Annotated in this window: 19 protein-coding genes; 12 read left to right on the top strand and 7 right to left on the bottom strand. The window is 70.5% G+C overall.

The window, feature by feature from the left end:
* Positions 1–80: 80 nt before the first annotated feature.
* A complete protein-coding gene (locus tag WMF20_RS47705) occupies positions 81–944 on the bottom strand; it encodes an endo-1,4-beta-xylanase (RefSeq protein WP_129580474.1) in 864 nt (287 codons plus the stop codon).
* Between WMF20_RS47705 and WMF20_RS47700 the strand changes: the two genes are divergently transcribed.
* The 6 genes from WMF20_RS47700 to WMF20_RS47675 all read left to right on the top strand — a co-directional run bounded on the left by WMF20_RS47700 (position 943) and on the right by WMF20_RS47675 (position 7,686).
* Positions 943–1,299 (top strand): hypothetical protein, encoded by a 357-nt coding sequence (locus WMF20_RS47700; protein ID WP_437608453.1) that lies wholly within the window; start codon positions 943–945, stop codon positions 1,297–1,299. The genes WMF20_RS47705 and WMF20_RS47700 overlap by 2 nt on opposite strands.
* A 638-nt stretch (positions 1,300–1,937) precedes the next feature.
* The gene (locus WMF20_RS47695; RefSeq protein WP_437608451.1) at positions 1,938–2,966 is read left to right on the top strand and encodes an ABC transporter substrate-binding protein; all 1,029 of its coding nucleotides are present in this window, start codon (positions 1,938–1,940) and stop codon (positions 2,964–2,966) included.
* A gap of 82 nt (positions 2,967–3,048) precedes the next feature.
* Positions 3,049–4,599 carry a sugar ABC transporter ATP-binding protein gene (locus tag WMF20_RS47690; RefSeq protein ID WP_437608449.1) on the top strand — a complete coding sequence of 517 codons (1,551 nt, stop codon included), beginning with the start codon at positions 3,049–3,051 and terminating at the stop codon, positions 4,597–4,599.
* Complete coding sequence (locus WMF20_RS47685; protein ID WP_437608447.1) at positions 4,592–5,662, top strand: ABC transporter permease; 1,071 nt, start codon at positions 4,592–4,594, stop codon at positions 5,660–5,662. Before WMF20_RS47690 ends, WMF20_RS47685 begins: the two co-directional genes overlap by 8 nt.
* An 11-nt stretch (positions 5,663–5,673) precedes the next feature.
* Entirely contained in the window at positions 5,674–6,669 is a 996-nt protein-coding gene (locus tag WMF20_RS47680; RefSeq protein ID WP_437608445.1) for an ABC transporter permease subunit, read from the top strand.
* A gap of 24 nt (positions 6,670–6,693) precedes the next feature.
* On the top strand, positions 6,694–7,686 hold the full coding sequence (locus WMF20_RS47675; RefSeq protein ID WP_437608443.1) for an NAD-dependent epimerase/dehydratase family protein: 993 nt from the start codon (positions 6,694–6,696) through the stop codon (positions 7,684–7,686).
* 69 nt (positions 7,687–7,755) lie between these two features.
* Here the strand turns inward: WMF20_RS47675 and galK are convergent, their stop codons facing one another.
* Positions 7,756–8,871 carry a galactokinase gene (gene galK / locus WMF20_RS47670; RefSeq protein ID WP_437617242.1) on the bottom strand — a complete coding sequence of 372 codons (1,116 nt, stop codon included), beginning with the start codon at positions 8,869–8,871 and terminating at the stop codon, positions 7,756–7,758.
* 297 nt (positions 8,872–9,168) lie between these two features.
* On the opposite strand from galK, the gene WMF20_RS47665 reads away from it, so the two are divergent.
* The 4 genes from WMF20_RS47665 (at position 9,169) to WMF20_RS47650 (ending at position 14,190) form a co-directional block, all read left to right on the top strand.
* Positions 9,169–10,260: an amidohydrolase family protein gene (locus tag WMF20_RS47665; protein WP_437608441.1), complete on the top strand. Its 1,092-nt coding sequence runs from the start codon at positions 9,169–9,171 to the stop codon at positions 10,258–10,260.
* A gap of 197 nt (positions 10,261–10,457) precedes the next feature.
* Entirely contained in the window at positions 10,458–11,471 is a 1,014-nt protein-coding gene (locus WMF20_RS47660) for a zinc-binding alcohol dehydrogenase family protein (protein ID WP_437608439.1), read from the top strand.
* Positions 11,472–11,591: 120 nt separating this feature from the next.
* Entirely contained in the window at positions 11,592–12,722 is a 1,131-nt protein-coding gene (locus WMF20_RS47655; protein WP_437608437.1) for a mannitol dehydrogenase family protein, read from the top strand.
* Positions 12,723–12,924: 202 nt separating this feature from the next.
* Positions 12,925–14,190, top strand: coding sequence for an MFS transporter (locus WMF20_RS47650; RefSeq protein ID WP_437608435.1), 1,266 nt, complete (start codon positions 12,925–12,927; stop codon positions 14,188–14,190).
* A gap of 2 nt (positions 14,191–14,192) precedes the next feature.
* Here the strand turns inward: WMF20_RS47650 and WMF20_RS47645 are convergent, their stop codons facing one another.
* The 3 genes from WMF20_RS47645 to WMF20_RS47635 form a co-directional block, all read right to left on the bottom strand.
* Positions 14,193–15,680, bottom strand: coding sequence for a UxaA family hydrolase (locus WMF20_RS47645; RefSeq protein ID WP_437608433.1), 1,488 nt, complete (start codon positions 15,678–15,680; stop codon positions 14,193–14,195).
* Positions 15,681–15,825: 145 nt separating this feature from the next.
* Entirely contained in the window at positions 15,826–16,524 is a 699-nt protein-coding gene (locus tag WMF20_RS47640; protein WP_437608431.1) for a sialate O-acetylesterase, read from the bottom strand.
* 501 nt (positions 16,525–17,025) lie between these two features.
* Entirely contained in the window at positions 17,026–18,690 is a 1,665-nt protein-coding gene (locus tag WMF20_RS47635) for an FAD-dependent oxidoreductase (RefSeq protein ID WP_437608429.1), read from the bottom strand.
* Between the two features lie 94 nt (positions 18,691–18,784).
* Between WMF20_RS47635 and WMF20_RS47630 the strand changes: the two genes are divergently transcribed.
* Entirely contained in the window at positions 18,785–19,099 is a 315-nt protein-coding gene (locus tag WMF20_RS47630) for a TetR/AcrR family transcriptional regulator C-terminal domain-containing protein (protein ID WP_257792756.1), read from the top strand.
* A gap of 98 nt (positions 19,100–19,197) precedes the next feature.
* On the opposite strand, the gene WMF20_RS47625 is transcribed toward WMF20_RS47630, so the two are convergent.
* Positions 19,198–19,371 carry a hypothetical protein gene (locus tag WMF20_RS47625; RefSeq protein ID WP_437334628.1) on the bottom strand — a complete coding sequence of 58 codons (174 nt, stop codon included), beginning with the start codon at positions 19,369–19,371 and terminating at the stop codon, positions 19,198–19,200.
* A 124-nt stretch (positions 19,372–19,495) separates the two neighbouring features.
* Between WMF20_RS47625 and WMF20_RS47620 the strand changes: the two genes are divergently transcribed.
* A complete protein-coding gene (locus tag WMF20_RS47620; protein ID WP_437608427.1) occupies positions 19,496–19,825 on the top strand; it encodes a hypothetical protein in 330 nt (109 codons plus the stop codon).
* A gap of 51 nt (positions 19,826–19,876) precedes the next feature.
* Here the strand turns inward: WMF20_RS47620 and WMF20_RS47615 are convergent, their stop codons facing one another.
* Positions 19,877–20,932, bottom strand: coding sequence for a 2-isopropylmalate synthase (locus tag WMF20_RS47615; protein ID WP_437608425.1), 1,056 nt, complete (start codon positions 20,930–20,932; stop codon positions 19,877–19,879).
* Positions 20,933–20,986 lie beyond the last annotated feature (54 nt).

Here is a 20,986-nt window from a genome sequence, read left to right as displayed (position 1 = left end):
ACCCGGCTCCCGTGGAGGGAGCTCGTCGCGCGGGGCGGCCTCCCGAGGCGCCCCCGACGCGAGATCGCATCAGCGCGGCGTCAACCGCGATCCAGGAAGTCCATCAGCCACTGCATGGCCGGCCGCAGCCTGCCGTCCGGGTGCTGGAGGCCGGTGTTGTCCCTCCAGGTGGCGCCGACGATGTAGCCCCACAGGGTGATGCCCGGGACCGACGGGTGATTCCAGAACATCGTGAACTGCTCCTCCATCACCCGCTTCTGCTGGTTGTCGTCCCCGATGCCGATGTCGTACTCGGTGATGTACACGGGCTTGCCCAGAGAGGCCATCTTGTCGATGTAGCTCTTCACCGTGTTCGTGTTGATCTTGTAGGCGTCATGGGCCTGCGCGCCGAGCGCGTCGACCGGGGCGCCCGCCCCGATGACGGCCCTCGCGATCCTCATGAAGTTGTTGTGGTCGTTCTCGTATTCGATGTTGTTGTAGTCGTTGAGGATCAGGACCGCGCCCGGACAGAACTCGCGAGCCCACTTGAAGGAGTTCACGATCCAGTCCCAGCCGCTGGCGCCGTCGCCGCCGATGCCGTTCTTGTACGAGGGCGTGGTGTGGGGCGGCGGCTCGTTGACGACGTCGATGTACTTCGTGTCGGGGTAGCGCTCGCAGAACGCCTTCATCCAGTCCCGCACGGCCGACTGCTGCTCCGCCCCGGAGAGGCGCCCGACCCAGTCCGGCTGCTGGGCGCCCCACACGAAGACGTGGTGCTTGAAGATGATGTGGTTGTCCTTGGCGTACTTGTAGATCCTGTCGAGCGCGCTCCAGTCCCTGTTCCCGCGGGACTTCTCGACGGAGCCCCACTTGCCCTCGTTCTCGGGCGTGATCTGGTTCCAGTACTTGGCGAAGCCGTCGCGCACGTTGCCGTTGGTCGTGATGTTGCCGACGAACTTCCCCATGGGCTCGGGGACGCCCGTCCCGGTGGAGGTGGTGCTCGAGGCGTCCGAACCGCCGCCGCCCTCGTTCGACCCGCCGGCGCCGGCGCTGGTCGTGCTCGCGCTGGTCGTGCTCGCGCTGGTGGTCGTGCTCGCGCTGGTCGTGCTCGCGCTGGTGGTCGTGCTCGCGCTGGTGGTGGCGCTGGTGCTGCCCGCCGCCCCCGCGCCGCCGCCGCCGCCGTCACCTCCTTCGCCGCCATCACCGCAGGCAGAGAGCGCCGCGATTCCGAGCGCGATCCAGGCCGTGTTGCAAAGCCATCGAGAAGAGCGGTTCTTGTTCACGTTGGACTTCCCCTTCAGTGATTGGGTAAGTTTTTGATAGGCGCAGTATTTTCAGGGCAGTCGGATGGGAAGGCTGCCGGAGCCGGTGCGCGTGCCAATCGCACCAGCGCCCGCGCGCCCGGCGCGGGTAGGGCCTGACCGCTGCCTCGGCGAGCGAGGTGTCGCGCGCGTCCGCGGCGGCCGAACGAACGGAGTCGACGCCGCGACCGATCCCGAAAGTTTCCGGTTCGCATAACGGCCCTGCTGAGCAAGCCTTAAGGACGATTTGGCATGTTAACGATAACAGGGACTAAGTCAACACTATTTACTTACTCGGTGGGCTCGGACACCGACGGCTGGGGGGTCTCCTCCGGAGCGGCGCGTCACGAGGGGGTCGCTTGGGGGGCGCGTTCGAGCGGCGCGAGATCGGCGCGGGTCATCGGGTCATCCGAGCGCGGCGGCGCCGAGCATGACGCCTGCGAGCGCGGCGCCCTCGGCGCGACCGATCCATTTTGGTTGACATCGGCCATGTTAACGTTCACAACGGTTCCTGGTATCCTTTCGCTTCGTGCGGGTAGGCCTCCGTGTGCGCCCGCACTTTTCGGCCCCGAGGGCCGCTCGACAGCGATGCAACGGCGCCCGCGCAGGGCCGGCCATCGAACCGCGTCCGAAGGGACAGCAGGAAGGGAGAAGAGCATGCACCGCCAGAACCACGTGTCACGGAGGGCGCTCCTGGCCATCTTGGGCGCACTATCCATCGGCGCCGGCTGCTCCCGCGGGGAGAGCGAGGCCGACAGCGCCACGCCGAAGCCGGCATCGGGCACCGAGCCCGCGGGAAAGAAGCCGAAGAAGCTGTCCGAGATCGTGGTCGGCTTCTCGCAGACGGGCGCCGAGAGTTCCTGGAGGATCGCGCACAGCAAGTCGATCCAGGAGGAGGCGGAGAAGCGCGGCGTGAAGCTCCTCTTCGCCGACGGCCAGAACGTGCACAACAACCAGGTCAACGCCGTCAACGGGTTCATCACCAAGGGCGTCGACGTCATCGTCGTCGCGCCGCAAGAGTCCGTGGGCTGGAAGCCGACGCTGAAGGAGGCCAAGCGCGCCGGGATCCCGGTGGTGCTCACGAGCCGGGGCGTGGACGCCGAAGAGGATCTGTACGCGACGGTGATGGTCGCGGACTTCGTCTGGGAGGGGCGCCGGGCTGGCGAGTGGCTCGCGAAGCAGACGAACGGCAGCGCGCGCATCATCGAGCTCGTCGGCACGCCGGCGGCGGACGTGGCGGTGATGCGCAAAGCCGGCTTCGCCGAGGCCATCGCGAAGTTTCCCGACATGAAGATCCTCGCGAGCCAGAGCGGTGACTTCACGCGCACCAAGGGCAAGGCCGTGATGGAGACGCTGCTCTCGGCCCACAAGGGGGAGATCAACGCCGTCTACGCCCACAACGACGACATGGCGCTCGGGGCGATCCAGGCGATCCAGGCGGCGGGGTTGAAGCCCGGGCAGGACATCGTGGTGGTCTCGGTCGACGCCGTGAAGCCGGCCTTCGAGGCGATGGTGGAGGGGAAGCTGAACGCGACGGTCGAGTGCAACCCCCTGCACGGCCCCCTGCTCTTCGATACCATCGAGAAGATCGCGCGCGGCGAGGCGGTGCCGAAGCGCACGGTCGTCCCTGGCCAGATCTTCGAGCGCGAGCAGGCGGCGGCGACCATCGGCTCGCGGGCCTACTGACGAGGGAGCGGCGGCGGCGCGAGCACCACCACGCCCGTGAGCTCTCTGGTCGAGCGGCCCTCACCCACGGAGTAGCAGCCGCATGTCTGGTTCGAAAGCGTTGCTCTCCGTCGAGGGCCTCAGCAAATCCTTCCCCGGCGTTCGCGCGCTGCACGACGTGCACATCGAGGCGCACGCGGGCGAGATCCAGGCGCTGATGGGGGAGAACGGGGCCGGCAAGTCGACGCTGATCAAGCTGCTCACCGGCGTGTATTCCCCGGACTCGGGTGCCTTGCGGCTCGACGGGACGTCGATCCGGCCGACCTCCCCCCGCCACGCGGAGTCGCTGGGGATCAGCGCGGTGCACCAGGAGATCAGCCTCATCCCGCACCTCTCCATCGCGGACAACATCATGCTGGGCCGGCAGCCCCGGCGCTTCGGCCTGATCGACCAGCGCGCCATGCGCGCGAAGGCGCGTCAGGCCCTCGCGCGCCTCTCGCTGGACCTCGACGTGTCGCGATCGGTGGCGTCGCTCTCCACCGCGCTGCAGCAGATGGTCGCGATCGCCCGCGCGCTCGCCGTGGACGCCCGGCTCCTGATCCTCGATGAGCCTACCTCCAGCCTGGATGAAGCGGAGACGCAGCGGCTCTTCGACGTGATGCGGAGGCTGAAGGCGCAGGGGCTGGCGGTGCTCTTCGTGACCCACTTCCTGGATCAGGTCTACGCCGTCAGCGACACCATCACGGTGCTCAGGAACGGCTGCCTGGTCGGGCAATACGCGAGCAGCGCGCTGCCTCGCCTGGCGCTCGTCCAGGCGATGCTCGGCGTGGAGCTCGGCGACGAGGACAAGCCCGCGAAGGGCAGCGCCGCCGTCGCTGGAGAGGACGCGAGCGCCGCCGAGCCGGTGCTCGCCGCGCGCGGCCTCGAGCGGAAGGGGGTCGTCGGGCCGATCGATCTCGCGCTGCGGCCCGGCGAGGTGGTGGGGCTGGCGGGGCTGCTCGGCTCGGGCCGGAGCGAGACCGCCAGGATGCTCTTCGGGATCGAGCCGGCCGATCGCGGCGAGCTCACGGTGGACGGCCGCGGGATCGAGATCAAGACGCCGCGGCGCGCGATCCGGGCGGGCCTCGCGTACTGCCCGGAAGACCGGAAGGTGGATGGCATCGTCCCGAACCTCTCCGTGCGAGAGAACCTCGTGCTGGCCTTGCAGGCCTCCCGCGGGGCGCTGCGGGTGCTCCCGCGGAGCGAGCAAGATCGTCTGGTCCAGCATTACATCAAGGCCCTGAGCATCAAGACGCCGTCCCCGGAGACGCCCGTCAAGCTGCTCTCGGGCGGCAACCAGCAGAAGGTGCTGCTCGCGCGCTGGATGGCCATGCAGCCGCGGGTCATGCTGCTCGACGAGCCCACGCGCGGCGTGGACATCGGCGCCAAGCTGGAGATCGAGGCGCTGGTGAGGTCGCTCGGCGAGAAGGGGGTCGCCACCGTCTTGATCTCGTCGGAGCTCGAGGAGATCGCGCGCAACTGCTCCAGGGTGGTGGTCCTGAGGGACCGCAAGCAGCAGGGCGAGCTCGCGGGAGGGTCGGTGACCCCTTCGTCGATCATCCAGGCCATTGCCCAGCAGAAGGAGGCGCCGCGCAATGCTCGAGAAGATGGCTGAAGCCGCGCGCACGAACGCGAGTCCGACGGGCATCGGGATCATCCTCTTCACCGGCGGCGCCGGCGCCCTGCTGCTCAGGCGCGGGCGCCGCGAAGCGTGGCCTTTGCTCGGCCTCCTGGCGCTCCTGCTGTTCAATTTCTTCCTGTCCAAGAACTTCTTCTCGATCGTCGAGCGCGACGGGGCGTATTACGGGACACCCATCAACCTGCTCAACCAGGGCGCGGAGGTGATGCTCCTCGCCATCGGCCTGACCCTGGTGATCGCCGTCCGGGGCATCGACCTGTCGGTCGGCTCGGTCATGGCGCTCTCCGGCGCCACCTGCGTCATCCTGATGAAGGACGCCGGCCACGGGCCGCTCCTCGCGGCGCTCCTGTCCCTCTTGGTCGCCGGCGGCGTCGGCCTGTTCAACGGCGCGCTGGTGACGTCGCTGAACATCCAGCCCATCGTCGTGACGTTGATCAGCATGGTCGGCGTCCGCGGCGTCGCCATGCTCATCACCCGCGCCGAGCCCGTGACGCACGTGGACGCGACGTTCGCGTTCATCGGCAACGGTCACGTCGGCGGCTTGCCGTTCTCCATGCTGCTCGTCGCCGCCGTGTTCGTCGTCGCCGCCCTGCTCTGCCGGAAGACGGCGCTCGGCCTGTTCATGGAAGCGATCGGCGACGGCGAGCGCGCGAGCCGGCTCGCGGGGGTCGGCGACCGCCGCATCAAGCTCTGGCTGTACGGGTTCTCCGGCCTGTGCGCCGGCATCGCCGGGCTCGTGGCCGCCTCGTACATCTCCACGGCCGATCCCGATCGCGTGGGGCGCCTGCGGGAGCTGGACGCCATCTTCGCCGCGGTGATCGGCGGCACGGCGCTCACCGGCGGGCGCTTCTACCTGGGCGGCACGCTGATAGGAGCGTTGCTCATCCAGACGCTCTCCACCACGATGTACATCCAGCACGTCCCCTCGGAGATCGAGCCGATGCCCAAGGCCGGCGTGATGCTGGTGAGCTGCCTGCTCGTCTCGGAGGAGTCGCGCCGGCGGCTCATCGCGCTGCTCGGGCTCAAGCGGGGGCAGTAGAGATGCGGAGCTTGGATCGGCGAGATGTGCCGCTCGTGGCGACCGCGGTCCTCCTTATCGCGCTCTACGCGGGGGTGCTGGTCGGTTACGAGTCGGCGCGCAGCCTGCGCTTCCTGGTCGACCTGATCAAGGGGAACGCGGCGATGGGCATCTGCGCGGTGGGCATGACGTTCGTCATCCTGTCGGGGGGTATCGACCTCTCGGTCGGGTCCGTCGTCGCGCTGACGACGGTCCTCGTGGGCACGCTGGTGACAGGCGGTTGCCATCCGCTGCTCGCGTTCTGTATCGGCCTGGCGGTGGCGGTCTCGTTCGGCGCGATGACGGGGTACCTGATCCATGAGTTCTCTTTGCCCCCGTTCCTGGTGACGCTCGCGGGCATGTTCTTCGCGCGCGGCGCGGCGTTCCTCGTCAGCATGCAGCCCATCGCCGTCGATCATCCCGCGCTGGACTGGATCGTCGATGAGCTCGGCTTCGCGGTGATGATCCCGGGCCTGGACCGGACCTGGGTCCCCGCGACGGCGCTCTTGTTCTTGATCGTCCTCGCGCTCGGCGTGGTCCTTCACCGCAGCACGAGCTTCGGCCGGAACGTCCTGGCCGTCGGCGGGGACAGGCAGGCTGCGCTGCTCATGGGGGTGCCGCTGGGCGCCACGACGGTGGGCCTGTACGCGCTCAGCGGTCTTTGCGCGGGGCTCGGCGGGGTCACGACGGCGCTGATCGACAGCGCCGGAAAGCCGAACATCGGCGCCGGCCTGGAGCTCGAGGCCATCGCCTCGGTGGTGATCGGCGGAACGCTGCTGACCGGGGGTGCTGGCAGCGTCGTCGGCACCGTGATGGGCGTGATGATCACGGGCATGGTGCGGGCGGTGATCAACCTGGATGGACGGCTGCCGTCGCCGTGGCACCACATCAGCATCGGGCTGCTGCTGCTCGGCTTCATCGTCATGCAGCAGCTCCTGATCCGCTCGGCGCCCGCGGCCAGGGGTGATGAAGCACGGTCTCATCGATGATGCTGGAGAGCGAGGAGCGATAGAATGGGCGAGACGAAGCGAATCCTTGTCGCCGGGGCGGCCGGCAAGGTGGGCCAGGCGTTCATCCGCAGGTTCCTGTCCGACCCCAGGTTCGAGGCATGGAAGGTCCGCGCGCTGTGCCATAACCGCATGCTGGCGCCGACGGCGCGCATGGAGGTGGTGCGCGGGTCCATCGAGAACAGGGCCGTGGTCGACGAGGCCCTGGAGGGCGTGACCCACGTGCTGCACCTGGCGACCTGCAAGGAGACCCCCGAGAGCATCATGGACGTGGCCATCAAGGGCATGTTCTGGCTGCTCGAAGCGTGCCGCGTCAGCCCCACGTTCGAGCAATTCATCCTGATCGGGGGCGACGCCGGCATGGGCCACTTCTTTTACCCGCACCCCGTGCCCGTCACGGAGGCGCAGAAGCACAGCGCCTACCCGGGCTGTTACGCGCTGTCCAAGGTGCTCGAGGAGGTCATGCTCGAGCAGTATTATATCCAGTATGCGATGAATGGTTGCTGCCTGCGCGCGCCATGGATCATGGAGAAGGACGACTTCAAAGCGCAGCTCTCCTTCGGCGACGACGTGTTCGGGGGGCCGAGGTGGCGCGATCTGGTCGGCGCCGAGGCGGCAGAGGGCTATATCCGCTCGGGCGCTGTCCCCGTGATGCTCGACCCTGACGGCGAGCCCGTGAAGCGGAACTTCGTGCATGTGGAGGATCTGGTCGCCGCGATCCTCAAGGCCATCGACCACGAGAAGGCTCGTCAGCAGACCTTCAACATCTGCATGGATGAGCCCGTGGACTACGGTGAGCTGGCGCGTTACCTGGAGTCCACGCGGGGCCTGCCGAGCGTGAAGGTGAAGACGCCGTACCGGTCGACCTGGCTGGACAACACCAAGGCGAAGTTCCTGCTCGGCTGGCGGCCGCACTACGATCTGGCGCGGCTCACGGACGCCGCCTTCGACTACGTGCGCGCGCCCGATGACCCGCGGATCACGTGGTATCCCGGTTGATGAGCCCCGCCGCCGGGCCGAGGCGCCGCGCCGTGGGCTCGCCAGCAGCCGCGGCGCCGTAGCGCGCCGTCATGAGGCGGGCCCTCCCACAAGCACCGTCGCGCTTCGGCCCTGCGCGGCCGGCGCTCGCTCGTAGGCCTCGACGACGGCCTGCCCCACCCGCGCCGCGCACCCGCGCTTCACCAGGGCCACGATCGAGCCGCCGAAGCCGCCGCCGGTCAGCCGGGCGCCGAAGACGTCCGGCTGCGCCCGCGCGCTCTCCACCAGCGCGTCGACCGCCGGCACCGACACCTCGAAGTCGTCGCGCATCGACCGGTGCGACGCGTCGAAGAGCTCGCCCAGGCGGCCGAGATCCCCGGCGCGGAGCGCGGCCACGGCGGCGAGCACCCGGGCGTTCTCGGTCACGACGTGGCGCGCGCGCCGGTCGAGCGGCGCCGGCAGCGACGCGATGCGCTGCTCGGCGGCCGCGTCGACGTCCCGGAGCTGCGGCACCCCGAGCAGCGCGGCGGCGCGCTCGCACTCCGCGCGACGCGTCTTGTAGTCGCCGCTCGCGTGCTGGTGCGCCACCCCCGAGTTCACGACCAGCAGCTCGGCCTCGGCGGGCAGCGGGATGCGCTCGAACGCGAGCGTCCTCGTGTCGAGGAACAGCGCCGTGTGCTCGTCGGCGAGGCTCGCGGCCATCTGATCCATCGTCCCGACGGGCGCGCCCACGAAGTCGTGCTCCGCCGCGTGCGCGATCCGGGCGATCTCCACGTCGTCGATGGACAGGCCGAGCATCGCCCGCACGGCGCGGGCGAGCGCGACGAGCAGCGAGGCGCTCGACGAGAGGCCGCTGCCGAGCGGCACCGACGACTCTATCCTCGCGTCGAAGCCCGAGATCGGCGCGCCCCGGCCGCGCAGGACCGCGGTGATGCCCTGCACATAGTCGAGCCATATGCCGCCGCGCGACTCCTCGCCGACGCGAAACCAGCGCTGGGCGCCGCGATTCACGTTCATGGTGGCGACGTGGATGAGCCCGTCTCCCCGCGGCGCGATCTCGACGCGCGTCGTCTGCGGGATCGCCGTCGGCAGCACGTACCCGCCGCTATAATCGGTGTGCTCGCCGATGAGGTTCACGCGCCCAGGCGCCTCGGCCACGACCTGCGCCGAACGGCCGAAGACGGCCTCGAAGCTTTGCCCCTTCATCGTCACCGCGGCGTCCGTGCTCACGTGGAGAAGGAAACCCAAACGCATCCGAAACGTCAAGCCTCGACCGCGAGACCTGCCCGGGTCGTTAGAACATTCTTATTTTACGCGATCTACCGATCTCCAGGGTCACGCGGCCGCATTGGGGTGCTGACGCCACCCTCATGGGCTCACCTCATCGCCAGGGCCATGGGCCGCCCAGCCTCTTCGGGCAGACGAACGAATCGATGTTGACATCGATGATGTTAACGTTAACATATGGGTCTAGTACTTCGGCTTTGCCCTGAGGGGATCGTCATGCGTACCGGCATCATCGCCGCCGGGACCGGGTCTGCCGCCGGTTCCGAGAGGCTCCACCTGAGCACGCTCGCGAGCATCAGGACCGCTGTCGCCAGGTGGTGTCTGGTGACGGCGCTCTCGCCGCTCGCGGCGTGCGCGTCGTCTTCCTCGACCACCACCCCGCCGCCCGAGACGGCGGACGACACGAGCAAAGCGGCGGCCCCGCTCACCGTGCCGGCGGGGCAGCGCGGTCCGATCCTCGACACGCACATCCATCTCTACCAGGTCACGCGTCCGGGCGGCGTCGTTTGGCCGGAAGCCAAGCAGAAGCCGATCTACCGCGACGTGCTGCCCGACGAGTACAAAGCCATCGCGATGCAGAACGGCATCGTCGGCACCGGCGTCGTCGAGGCCAGCCCCATCGTCGAGGACAACTTCAAGGTCCTCGAGATGACGAAGGGCAACGACTTCTTCAAGTTCCTCGTGGCGCAGCTCGAGATCGGCTCGCCGACCTTCGGCGCCGATCTGGCGCGCCTCGCCGCGGACCCGCGCGTGGTCGGCATTCGCGGCTTCCTCTGGAGCCCGAAGCTGACGCTCGACGAGAAGCAGCTCGCCTCGCTGGAGGAGCTCGCGGCCAAGGGCATGACGCTCGACATCATCAGCCGCGGCGCCTTGAACCCGAAGGACAAGGTCGAGGCGCTCGCGACCGCGGTGCCCAAGCTCCGCATCATCATCGACCACATGGCGGGCGCGAGAGGGGCGACGCCGGATCCGGCCTGGGTCGATGCGATGCAGCGGCTGGCCAAGCACCCGAACATCTACATCAAATTCTCATCGTTCTTCGACATGTACAACCCGGCCGCCACCGAGGACGATCCCTGGAGCGCGCCGACCGACCTCGCGGCGTACAAGGCGCACTTCGACGTGCTGATGAACGCCTTCGGCGAAGACCGGCTGATCTGGGGCAGCAACTGGCCCGTGGTCGACATGGGCGGCAGCCTGGCTTCGGAGATCGCGATCGCCGAGCTTTACCTCAAGGATCTCGGTCAGGGAGTACGTGACAAGGTCATGTACACGAACGCGCAGAAATTCTATGCCCGTCGGCCCTGAACACCGGCGCCCGGTGCGCCGCCGCGAAGGCGGCGGCCGCCGCCCCGATCACGGGTCGTGAAGCGACGCCGCGTCGCTCCGGCTCCGGCCGCTCGACGTGGCGCTGCGCCTTGTCTCGCCGAACGAAGCGGCCTCGGCCTCGGAGCGCGCCGTGAGAGCCGCGAGTGAACGAAGTCGCTCCGCGAGGTGATGACCGCATGAAAGCCCTGACGATCACCGGTCCGTCGGTCGCGCAGGTGACCCAGATCAGCGAGCCCAAGCCGGCGCACGACCAGGTGTTGGTCCGCGTGCGGCAGGTCGGTCTGTGCGGCTCCGACTTGAACACCTTCCTGGGCAGGAACCCGATGGTCACGTACCCTCGGGTGCTGGGTCACGAGGTCGCCGGCACGATCGTGGAGCTCGGCTCCGGCGTCGAGGCGGACTGGCGCGTCGGCACCGACGTCACGTTCACGCCGTACACGGCGTGCGGCGTGTGTCCCTCGTGCGCCGCGGGGCGGCGCAACGCCTGTCGAAACAACAAGACCATGGGCGTTCAGCGCGACGGCGCGCTCACCGAGCTCGTGGCCGTGCCGTACCAGAAGCTGTTCACGTCACGGAAGCTGAGCCTCACGGAGCTCGCGCTCGTCGAGCCGTTCTCCGTCGGCTTCCACGCGGCGGCGCGAGGGCGCGTCGAGGCCGAGGAGACCGTCCTCGTGATGGGCTGCGGCGGCGTGGGGCTGGGCGCCATCGCCGGCGCGGTGAGCCGCGGCGCGCGCGTGATCGCGCTCGACACGCAGGACGAGAAGCTCGCGCTCGCCAGGGCGCTCGGCGCGCGCGAGGCGGTGCGGTCGAACGCCGATGCGCGCGAGCGCGTCATGGACCTGACGAACGGCGACGGCCCGGACGTCGTGATCGAGGCCGTGGGCGCGATAGCGACGTACCGCGACGCCGTGGAGTGGGTGAAGTTTTGCGGTCGCGTCGTGTACATCGGGTACGGCAAAGAGCCGGTGAGCTACGAGACCAAGCTGTTCGTGATGAAGGAGCTCGACATCCTCGGGTCGCGCAACTGCATGGGCGAGTTCTCGGACGTGATCGCCTTCTTCGAGCGGCGCACGTTCGACGCGAACATCCTCATCTCGAAATCGATCCCCATCGAAGGCGTGCCCGAGGCGCTCGCCGACTGGGCTGCGTACCCCGGTCGAACGGCCAAGATCATGGTCGGCGTGTCGTGAGCGCGCGCGGCTCGACGCCTCCCCTGAGCGGATTTCGCATGACGACGATCCATCAGCCTCTGCTCGAGGACGAGCAGCGACTTCAAACATCCCCTCATCGAGAGCCGCCGGAGCGCTGACATGGGCAATCCGATCCTTCAATTCGGCACGAGCCGGTTCCTCCAGGCTCACGCGGACCTCTTCATCTCGGAGGCGCTCCGCGCCGGCGACGCGCTCGGGGCGGTCACCATGGTGCAGACCACGTCGAACCCCGAGAGCCGCGCGCGCGTCGACGCGCTGCGCGCGCAGGCGCGCTACCCCGTGCGGATCCGCGGGCTGCGCCGCGATGAGGTGGTCGATACGACGATCGAGTGCAGCTCGATCACGGAGGCGCTCGACGCGAAGACCGACTGGCCGCTCGTGCGCGAGCGCTTCGCGCGGGATGCGCGCGTCGTGCTCTCGAACACGAGCGACACCGGATACGCCTGTTTCCACGAGGACACGGCGGAGTTGCTCGCGCCCGGCGCGGGCGTGCCGCGCGGGTTCGCCGCGAAGCTCGTCGTCCTGCTGCGCGCGCGCTTCGAGGCGGGCGCCGCGCCGCTCACGCTGCTGCCGTGCGAGCTCGTGTCGAACAACGGCGACACGCTGCGCGGGCTGGTCGCCGGCGTCGCGCGCCGGTGGGGCGCCGACGCCGCCTTCCTGCGCTACATCAAGCACACGTGCGTCTGGGTGAACTCGCTCGTCGACCGGATCGTCTCCGAGCCGATCCGCCCCGTCGGCGCGATCGCCGAGCCCTACGCGCTCTGGGCGATCGAGCGGCGCGAGGGCATGGTGCTGCCGTGCCGGCATGAGGCGATGATCGTGACGGACGACCTGCCCCACTACGAACGCCTGAAGCTGCTGCTGCTGAACCTCGGGCACACCTACCTCGCCGAGCGCTGGCAGACGGACGGGCGCCCCGCCGACGAGAACACGCGGAGCGCGATGCGCGATCGGGCCTTGCGCGCCGATCTCGAGGCGCTCTGGCGCGACGAGGTGGTGCCCGTCTTCGACGCCCTCGGCAAGGGCGCCGCCGCGCGCGCCTACCTCGACGAGGTGCGCGATCGCTTCGAGAACCCGTTCCTCGATCACCGGCTGTCCGACATCTCGCGGAGCCACGGCGAGAAGAAGCGGCGCCGCTTCGCCCCCGTGATCGAGCTCGCGCGCGAGCTCGGCTTGAAGATCGAGCAGCCCCGGCTGCACCGGTCGCTTCGCGCGAGCGTGCCCGCGTGAGCCCGTGAGGCTGCCGCAGGCGGGCTCGCGCGGTAGGCCGACCGCGCGAGCCGCCGCACTCGCGACGCCGATAACCCCACGAGCCCGGCGCCGTCGCCGTCGGTCCGCGCGCGCGACGTACCGCGCGGCGGCGCCGCCCGGCGGACATCGCGCGAGAGCCGCCGATCGCGCGAACAGAACCGCTACCCAGGGAGACATGCAGATGAGAAAGATGCGTTGGGTCGTGCTTTTCCTGTGCTTTCTCGCCGTCGCCATCAACTACATCGATCGCGCCAACCTGGCGGTCGCGGCGCCGGAGATCGAGAAGGCGCTCGGCATCGGCCCTGCCCAGATGGGGCTCATCATGAGCGGCTTCTTCTGGACGTACGCGCTCATGCAGATGCCGTTCGGCTGGTTCATCGACCGCGTGGGGGCGCGGATGGCGCTGCCGCTCGCCGTCGGCTGGTGGTCGCTCTTCACCGCGGCGACGGCCGGCGCGTCGAGCGTCGCGGGGATGTTCGGCTGCCGATTGCTGCTCGGCGTCGGCGAGGCCGGCGCCTACCCGGCCTGCGCGAAGCTCGTGAGCCAATGGTTCAAGCCGCGCGAGCGCGCGCTCGCGACGGGCATCTTCGACAGCGGCGCGCGCGTCGGCTCGGCGCTGTCGATCCCCCTCGTCGCCCTCATCGTCGACGCGCTCGGATGGAAGGCGGCCTTCATCATCACGGGCTTGCTCGGCGCTGTGTGGATCCTCGGCTGGGTCGTCATCTACCGCGGCCCCGCGCATGGCGACATGACGGGCGAGGCCGACGTGGTCCACGCGGCGCCCGCCGCGGACGCGCGAGGCGGCGTGACGTGGGCGTCGCTCTTCCGCCATCGCACGCTCTGGGGCATGATGCTCGGCTTCTTCTGCCTCAACTTCACCAACTACTTCTTCATCACGTGGTTCCCGAGCTACCTCGTGCAGACGCGCGGCTTCTCGGTCAAGTCGCTCGGCACGCTCGGCATGATCCCAGCGTTGATGGCGATCCCTGGGGGCTGGCTCGGCGGCTTCGTCTCCGACGCGCTCTATCGCCGCGGCTTCAGCCTCACCGCCGCGCGCAAGACCTGCATGGTCGGCGGCATGCTGATGTCGTCGGCGATCACGCTGTCGGCGCTGACGTCCAACATCACGCTGATGCTCTTCTTCTTCGGCGTCTCGTACGCGAGCCTCGCGTTCGCCGGCGCCAGCATCTGGTCCCTCCCCGGCGACGTCGCGCCCACGCCGCGCCACGTGGCTTCCATCGGCGGCATCCAGAACTTCGCGTCGAACCTGGCCGGCATCGTCATCACGACGTTCACCGGCGTGATGGTCTCGCTGACCAAAGGCTCGTTCACGATCCCGCTCGTCGTGGCGGGCGGCTTCTGCCTGCTCGGCGCGTTCAGCTACCTCGTCATCGTCGGCAAGATCGAGCCGCTCCAGCTCGACGTCGAGCGCCGCGAGGCGGCCTAGCCTCAGAGGGTGACGCCCCGCTTCCAGAGCGCGATCTCGCGCTCGTCGTTCTCCTCGGCGCGGGTCTTCCGGCCCGAGGCGGTGGCCAGCACCAGGTCCATCAGCCCGTCGGCGGCCGCGTCCATCGATTCTCCCGAGGCGACGCGGCCGGCGTCGAAGTCGATCCAGCGCTGCTTGCGCTGGGCGAGGCTGGAGTTGGTCGCGAGCTTGAGGGTCGGCACGGGAAAGCCGAGCGGCGTGCCCCGGCCGGTGGTGAAGAGGATGACCGTCGCGCCGGCGGCGGCGAGCGCCGTGGACGAGACCGCGTCGTTGCCGGGGGCCTCCAGCAGCGCCACGCCCGGCTTCCCGCGGATCTGACCGCCGTAGCGGACCACCTCGGCCACCGGGGCGCGGCCGGCCTTCTGCACCGCGCCGAGGGACTTCTCCTCCAGCGTGGTGATGCCGCCGGCGATGTTGCCGGGCGAGGGGTTCTCCGATACCGGCTCTCCGTGAGCGATGAAGTAGCCCTTGAAGTCGTTCACCACGCCGACGATGTCGGCATAGACCACCTCGCTCTCGGCGCGGGCCATGAGCAGGCGCTCGGCGCCGAAGATCTCCGGGATCTCGGTGAGGATGGCCGAGCCGCCGGCGGCGCAGACCCTGTCGGCGATGCGGCCCACCAGCGGGTTGGCGGTCAGCCCCGAGAATCCGTCCGAACCGCCGCATTTGAGGCCGATCACCAGGTCGGAGGCAGGGCAGGGCTCGCGGCGGTCCTGCTCGGCGACCCTGACCAGCGCTTCGACGGCCTCAAGGCCCGCTTCGAGCTCATCCTCGGCCCCCTGGGCGTCGAAGGACCGCAGGCGCTCGCGATCGAGCTGCGGGGCGCTCTCGAGGAGCACGCCGAGCTGGTTGTTCTCGCAGCCCAGGCCGATGATCAGCGCGCCGCCCGCGTTCGGGTGGCCAGCCAGGGCCGCGGTCATCCGGCGGGTGGCCTCGAGGTCGCCCCCGAGCTGCGAGCAGCCGTAAGGGTGGGTCAAGGCGTAGACCCCATCCACCCGGCCCTTGAAGCGTCTGTCCGCCTCGGCGGCCACCTTCTGCGCGGTGCGCGCGACGCAGCCGACCGTCGACAGGATCCAGATCTCGTTGCGGGTGCCCACCCGCCCGTTCTTCCGCCGGTAACCCATGAAGGTGCGGTCTTCGGTCGCGGAGAGCGGCTCCGGGCGCGTGGGGTCGTAGGCGTAGGTGTCGAGGCCCGAGAGCGCGGTGGCCAGGTTGTGCGTGTGCACGTGGTCGCCCGGCTGGATGTCCGCAGTCGCCCGCCCGATCGGCCAGCCGTACTTCCGCACCGGCTCGCCGGCGGCCACCGCGCGCAGCGCCACCTTGTGCCCGGCCGGGATGTCGACGCGGGCGGTGATCGCATCGGCCACCGGATCGCCGGCGGCCAGGCCGCGCACGGCGACGGCCACATCGTCTCGAGGATCGATCCGCAACAGGGAGGCTGCCAAGCTCATATCACCCCTCGTAACCGGTGTGTCATTGGCGCGGCAATCCCGCGCGGCCCCGCACGCACGAGCGCCGAGAGGGGCGATGATGCTTACGCCGTCGGCGCTGCACCAGCGCTCGATCCGGGCGCTCTTCTCGATGTGAAATCCGCGCTCAGAGACCCAGGACGCCGATCATCTTCTCGGCGTAGCGGGTGCCCAGGGTGACCAGCGCGTCGTGGCCGAAGTGGAGGTTCCAGGTGTCGGCAGGATCGATGGCGAGCCCTTCCGCCGAGACGACATGGGCGTTGGCGATCAGCCCTGGGAGCTGGCCCACGAGCGAGTTGTGCCTCGCGCACGACCCCGAATAGAGGAGCTCCCCTGCGAGGAACGGCACGTCGCCGAGGCCGAGGTCCGCGCGCAGGTCCGAGACGAGCGTCTTCACCTTGCCGGGCCACGCGGCGTCGCCGCAGTTCGACTCGCCTTGATGGAACAGAACGCCCTCGATCACGCCCCCGGCCTCCTGCGCCGCCTTCGCGCGCGACAGGATCCAAGTGTACTTGCTCCCCCCCGCCTTCATGAACGTCTCCACCTTCTCCCCGCTGAGGGCGGACGGGACGAGGCCAATGCTGTCCTGGGCGGGGTAGCGGTCGAGGATGGTCTTGGCGAAATAGTCGCCGGGCCCGATCGCTCCGTTCCAGCACTCGTGGAGCGGCGGGGCAGCGATGTCCCACTCGCCCTCGACGCGCCCGGTCGCGGCGCAGTCGTCGAAGCCGAGGACCTTGATGCGGGGATTCTCCACCTTGTCCGCGTTCGAGGCCTTCGGGTACCCGGCCATGTTCGATTGCCCGAGGAGGAGGAAGACATGAAACACGGGCGCGGCCGGCTCTCCACTGCTGCTCGTGCCGCCCGCGCCGCCAGTCCCGGAGGCCGCTCCGCCTCCCCCGCCTCCACCACCGCCCGCGGACGCCGAGGACGCGGCATCGGAAGGCGCGCCGCCCGACCCTGTGCCCGCCGCCGAGGTGGACCCGGAGCTGGCGCTGACGGATGCGCTGCCCGTCGCGCCAGCCCCGCCTGTGCCCGCCGGTCCGGTCGCTCCGGCCGAGACGTCTGCTTCACTACAGGCAAGAGCCCCGATCAACGAGAACGCGACGCACGAGGAGATGAGCCCGGGCGAACATCGAAGCATGCTTCTCATAAGAAAATTTTCCCGGCAGGCCCGTGTCCTGGGCAAAGCCGAAGCAGCGGCCCTGGACGCAATGTTAACGTTAACAATATCTGTGTCAATTCCAAATGGCACACCGGCCCCCGGCGGACGCCTGGCCGAGCCGGAGGCGCTCCTCGGCCGACCCGAGATGCGCGCCGCGCGAGGGCTCTACCCCCCGAGCGCCCGCGCGAGCGCGCCTCTCAACACCGACGCTGCATCCCGCTCCTCGCCGCGCGCCCGCCACGCCACCACGCCGTCGGGTCGCACCAGCAGCGCCCCGCGCCGCCCGATGCCCACGAGCCGCTGCCAGCGGTCGCGCTCGTCCTCGAAGTCGATCCCTGCGCGCAGCACGCCGACGGTCGCCCCGATCGCGCGCGCCGCCTCGCCCCACGCCTCTGCCTCGCGCCCGGCGATCAGCGTGAAGCGCCCGTCGATCAGGTCGAGCGTCGACACCCGCGCTCCGTCGCGCGCGACCCACGCGTGCGGCATTCGCGTGCCCGGGCGGCCGTCGAGCCGAAAGCGCGCCGCGCGCCCATCCGCCGTGATCGCCGAGGATTCGTATCGATAGCCGACGCCCAGGAGCTTGTGCAAGCGCCCCGGGCTCGGCGGCGTCCGGCCGGTCAGGCGCCCCGAGATCGAGCGGCGATCGAGGCCGAGCGTCTTCGAGAACGCGGCGCGCGCCATGAGGCCGTGCTCGTCGGCGTTGTTCGCCGAGTCCTCGGCCGCCACGACGGCGACGGGCCGGCGCTCCGCTTCGTACGTGTCGAGCAGGGCGGGGCGCGCCTCGCCGCGCAGCACGAACGCGAGCTTCCACGCGAGGTCGTGGGCGTCGGCGACTCCGGTGTTCGCGCCCATGCCGCCCCACGGAGGCATGAGGTGCGCGGCGTCCCCCGCGAGGAAGACGCGCCCGACCCGGTAACGATCCGCGACGCGGGCCGCCGATTCCCACGGTAAAACGCTCTCGATCCGGATCGGCACCTCGCCCGCGCCGAGCGCCTTTTGCACGAGCGAGGCGCAGCGCTCGGGCGGGTAGTCCTTCGGCGACTCGCGCGCCGGGTCGTACACGAGGTGGAACACCCAGCGCGCGCGGTTGTCGATGGCGGCGAAGAGGCCGCGCACCTCGGGGTGGTGGACGATCGCGAGGCTGAACTCCCGATCTCGGACGAAGTCGGCGAGATCGGCCTCGAAGAGGACGTTGAGCAAATGGCCCAGCGATCCGCGGCCGCTCGTGGAGATGCCGAGCGCCTGCCGCACCGGGCTCTTCGCGCCGTCCGCCGCGACGAGGTAGCTCGCGCGGACGCGCCGCGTGGCCCCGGTCGTCCGATCGCGCAGCACGGCGCGCACGCGCTCGTCGTCCTGCTCGAACGAGGCGAGCTCGGTCGAGAACGACAGGCGCGCGCCGCGCTCGCGGGCCGCGGCCGCGAGCACCGGCTCGAGCAAGTCCTGCGTGATCCGGCAGGCGCGCGTGGGGCTCGCCGATCCGAGCCCGATCTCGCGCCCGAGCAGCGCGCGGAAGAGCCGGCGCAAGAGCTTGCCGAGCGGCGCGTCGATCGCCTGCGCGAGCGTCTCGCCGAAGAGGAAGCCCAGGTGGATCGGCGTCTTGGCGCCCGCCTCGCGGATGGCCGGCTCGAGGCCGAGCTCGCGATAGAGCTCCATCGTGCGGGCGTTCACGCCGCGGGCGCGCGGGTGGATCGACGTGCCCGCGTGGCGCTCGACCAGCGCCACGTCGACGCCGTGACGACGCAGGAACAGCGCGGCCGTGAGGCCGACGACGCCTCCACCGACGATCAGGACGGGGACCGGCGGCTCGCTCTCGGTAGGCTCGTGATCCATGCCTTCACCTCGCTCGCAGGGTGGCGGTGCGCAGCGCGAGCCCAGGCCGGCGCGCGCGCTTTTCGGGTGAGCGCGCGGGGGCGATGATCTACGGTTGGACTCGGCAGTTCAACAGATTGGACTGATGAGTCTCATGATCCGCCTCGTCGGCTACCTCGCGCGCGAGACCGAGCGCGGCCGGCTCGACGTGGCGAAGCCGGAGCGCGCCGCGCGCCAGCTCATCGCGCTCCTCTCGGCGGAGGCGCAGGACGTCTCGGTCTACGGCACGCTCCCGCTCGCGCCGTCGCAGATCGACGCCATCGTCGACGAGAACCTGGAGATGTTCCTCCGCGCGTACGGGGCGCGGCCGAAGCCTCCGGTGAGCCCGCGGGCGACCCGGAGGGGGAAGAAGAAGCAGGCCGGAGCGTGACGGCCGGGGCGCGCGGGCCCGGCTCGCCCGCGCCGTGGGATCGCGGCGGCGAGCGCGCCGGGCGATCTCCGCGCGGCTCGGCGCACCTCGCGCTGGGGTCAGACCCCGCGCGGGAAGTCGCCCTGCGGCGGGATGCGCGGGTCCTGGGTGGGGTCGGGCGAGGGCGGCTCGGGCTGCTCAGGCCCCGGGTCACCCGGGTTGGGCGGCAGCGGGACCTCCTCGTCGCCGCCGGGTACGTCCGTCTTTGCGAGCTCATGCGTGCGGTTCTTCATGTGCTCCTCCAGCAATCGTTCAGTGCAACCGTTGAGCCACTGCATTTTTGCAATTTTCGAGCCGCAGCGTACGAGCGGCGCCCGGCTTGACGCCCCGCCCCGGCATCCGTGATCTGCGGCCGGCGTGCTCTCGATCCGCCACGACCCCTTCCCGCTGGAGGCCGCCCGCGACCTGCTCGGCATCGTGCGCGCGCTCTACGCCGCGGCGCGCACGCGGGGGGCGAGCGTGGCAGATCTCCACGCCATCGCCGCGGTGGGCGACGATCTGCGGCAGGCGATCGCCCTCGCCGCGGCCCACCCGCCCGGCACGCTCGGCTTCTCGTCGGCGTGGACCCGCGCCGAGCGCGCCGCAGCCCGCGTCGGCGAGCTCGCGGACGCGCTCGCGCCCGCGGCGCCGATCGTCCACGCCGCCCTGGCGCGCGTCGGCGGCGGCAAGGTCACGCCCGGCGGGTGAACGCCGCCGCGCCCCGCCGAGGAGCGCCGTCGCGCGGGGCCGGGGAGCGCGTCACGCCCGACGGGTGAGCGCCCCCGCGATGGGGTGGTCCGGCGGGATGGGCCAGGCGAGGGCGCGCGAGGCGACCGCGCAGTACGCGGCGAGGCGCTCGCGCGGCACGGGGGCGCGCGCGCCGAGGCGACCGAGGTTGTCGAGGAGCAGCTCGAGACAGCTGTTGCCCACCCGCTCCCCGACGCCGAGCGCCGTGGCGTGAACCCGCTCGACCCCGCACGCCACCGCCCAGAGCGCGGCGGAGAGGCCGAGCCCGCGGTCGTTGTGGCCGTGCCAGTCGAGCTCGATCCCGGGCGCGCCCAGGGCGGCGAGCTCGCGCCGGGCGAACGCGACGAGCGCCGCGACCCCGGGCGGGGTGACGTGGCCCGTCGTGTCGCAGAGGCAGAGGCGCGCGGCGCCGGCGTCCACCGCGGCGCGGAAGAGCGCGTGGAGCATGCCGGGAGGCGCGCGGGTCGCGTCCTCCGCGACGAGGCAGAAGGGCAGGCCGGCCGCGGCGGCGGCCCGGCCGGCGGCCTCGACGCTGCGGGCCAGGAAATCGGGCCCCCACCCCTCGACGAAATGCCGGATCGGCGAGCTGCCGATGAACGCGTAGACCACCATCGGCGCCCCGACGCGCTCGGCCACGCGGGCGACCTCCTCGATGTCCGCGGCGGTCGTGCGCGCGGCCGCGGTCAGGGCGAGCGGCAGCCGGGAGGAGACGATCTCCCGGGCGAGCAGGCACGCGTCCTCGAACTGACGCGGCCCGGACGCCGGGATGCCGAGGTTCACCGCGTCGACGCCGACGCTCGCCATGGCGTGGAGCAGCTCGATCTTCTGCGCGCTCGGCGGGTTCACCGTGGAGACGCCCTGGATGCCGTCGCGCAGCGTCTCGTCGAGCACCTCGACCGGCCGGGCCGCGCGCTCGAAGGGCAGCCACGCCTCGTCCTCGGCGCGGGCCGCCGCCCAGGCCTCGGCGGGCACGCCGCCCGGCGGGAGCCGGCGCTCCGCCGGCGCGGGCTCCGCGCGATTCCAGTCGAACAGGGCCGCTGCGCCGGGATCCCGGCCGTCGGTGCTCATGCGCTGCATGTCATGTCGCGGGGGATCTCGGCGTGGCGCATGCACAGCGCGCCG

This window comes from Sorangium sp. So ce834, assembly GCF_051521425.1.
Classification (GTDB): domain Bacteria; phylum Myxococcota_A; class Polyangia; order Polyangiales; family Polyangiaceae; genus Sorangium; species Sorangium cellulosum_D.
This window is presented reverse-complemented; position numbering and strand designations above follow the sequence as displayed.

What these genes read in the sequence shown, in the direction of transcription:
- WMF20_RS47700 (WP_437608453.1), top strand. Translation starts at nt 943, where the DNA reads ATGGGCTCGGGGACGCCCGTCCCGGTGGAGGTGGTGCTCGAGGCGTCC.
- WMF20_RS47705 (WP_129580474.1), bottom strand. Translation starts at nt 944, where the DNA reads ATGGGGAAGTTCGTCGGCAACATCACGACCAACGGCAACGTGCGCGAC.
- WMF20_RS47695 (WP_437608451.1), top strand. Translation starts at nt 1,938, where the DNA reads ATGCACCGCCAGAACCACGTGTCACGGAGGGCGCTCCTGGCCATCTTG.
- WMF20_RS47690 (WP_437608449.1), top strand. Translation starts at nt 3,049, where the DNA reads ATGTCTGGTTCGAAAGCGTTGCTCTCCGTCGAGGGCCTCAGCAAATCC.
- WMF20_RS47685 (WP_437608447.1), top strand. Translation starts at nt 4,592, where the DNA reads ATGGCTGAAGCCGCGCGCACGAACGCGAGTCCGACGGGCATCGGGATC.
- WMF20_RS47675 (WP_437608443.1), top strand. Translation starts at nt 6,694, where the DNA reads ATGGGCGAGACGAAGCGAATCCTTGTCGCCGGGGCGGCCGGCAAGGTG.
- galK (WP_437617242.1), bottom strand. Translation starts at nt 8,871, where the DNA reads ATGAAGGGGCAAAGCTTCGAGGCCGTCTTCGGCCGTTCGGCGCAGGTC.
- WMF20_RS47665 (WP_437608441.1), top strand. Translation starts at nt 9,169, where the DNA reads ATGCGTACCGGCATCATCGCCGCCGGGACCGGGTCTGCCGCCGGTTCC.
- WMF20_RS47660 (WP_437608439.1), top strand. Translation starts at nt 10,458, where the DNA reads ATGAAAGCCCTGACGATCACCGGTCCGTCGGTCGCGCAGGTGACCCAG.
- WMF20_RS47655 (WP_437608437.1), top strand. Translation starts at nt 11,592, where the DNA reads ATGGGCAATCCGATCCTTCAATTCGGCACGAGCCGGTTCCTCCAGGCT.
- WMF20_RS47650 (WP_437608435.1), top strand. Translation starts at nt 12,925, where the DNA reads ATGAGAAAGATGCGTTGGGTCGTGCTTTTCCTGTGCTTTCTCGCCGTC.
- WMF20_RS47645 (WP_437608433.1), bottom strand. Translation starts at nt 15,680, where the DNA reads ATGAGCTTGGCAGCCTCCCTGTTGCGGATCGATCCTCGAGACGATGTG.
- WMF20_RS47635 (WP_437608429.1), bottom strand. Translation starts at nt 18,690, where the DNA reads ATGGATCACGAGCCTACCGAGAGCGAGCCGCCGGTCCCCGTCCTGATC.
- WMF20_RS47625 (WP_437334628.1), bottom strand. Translation starts at nt 19,371, where the DNA reads ATGAAGAACCGCACGCATGAGCTCGCAAAGACGGACGTACCCGGCGGC.
- WMF20_RS47615 (WP_437608425.1), bottom strand. Translation starts at nt 20,932, where the DNA reads ATGAGCACCGACGGCCGGGATCCCGGCGCAGCGGCCCTGTTCGACTGG.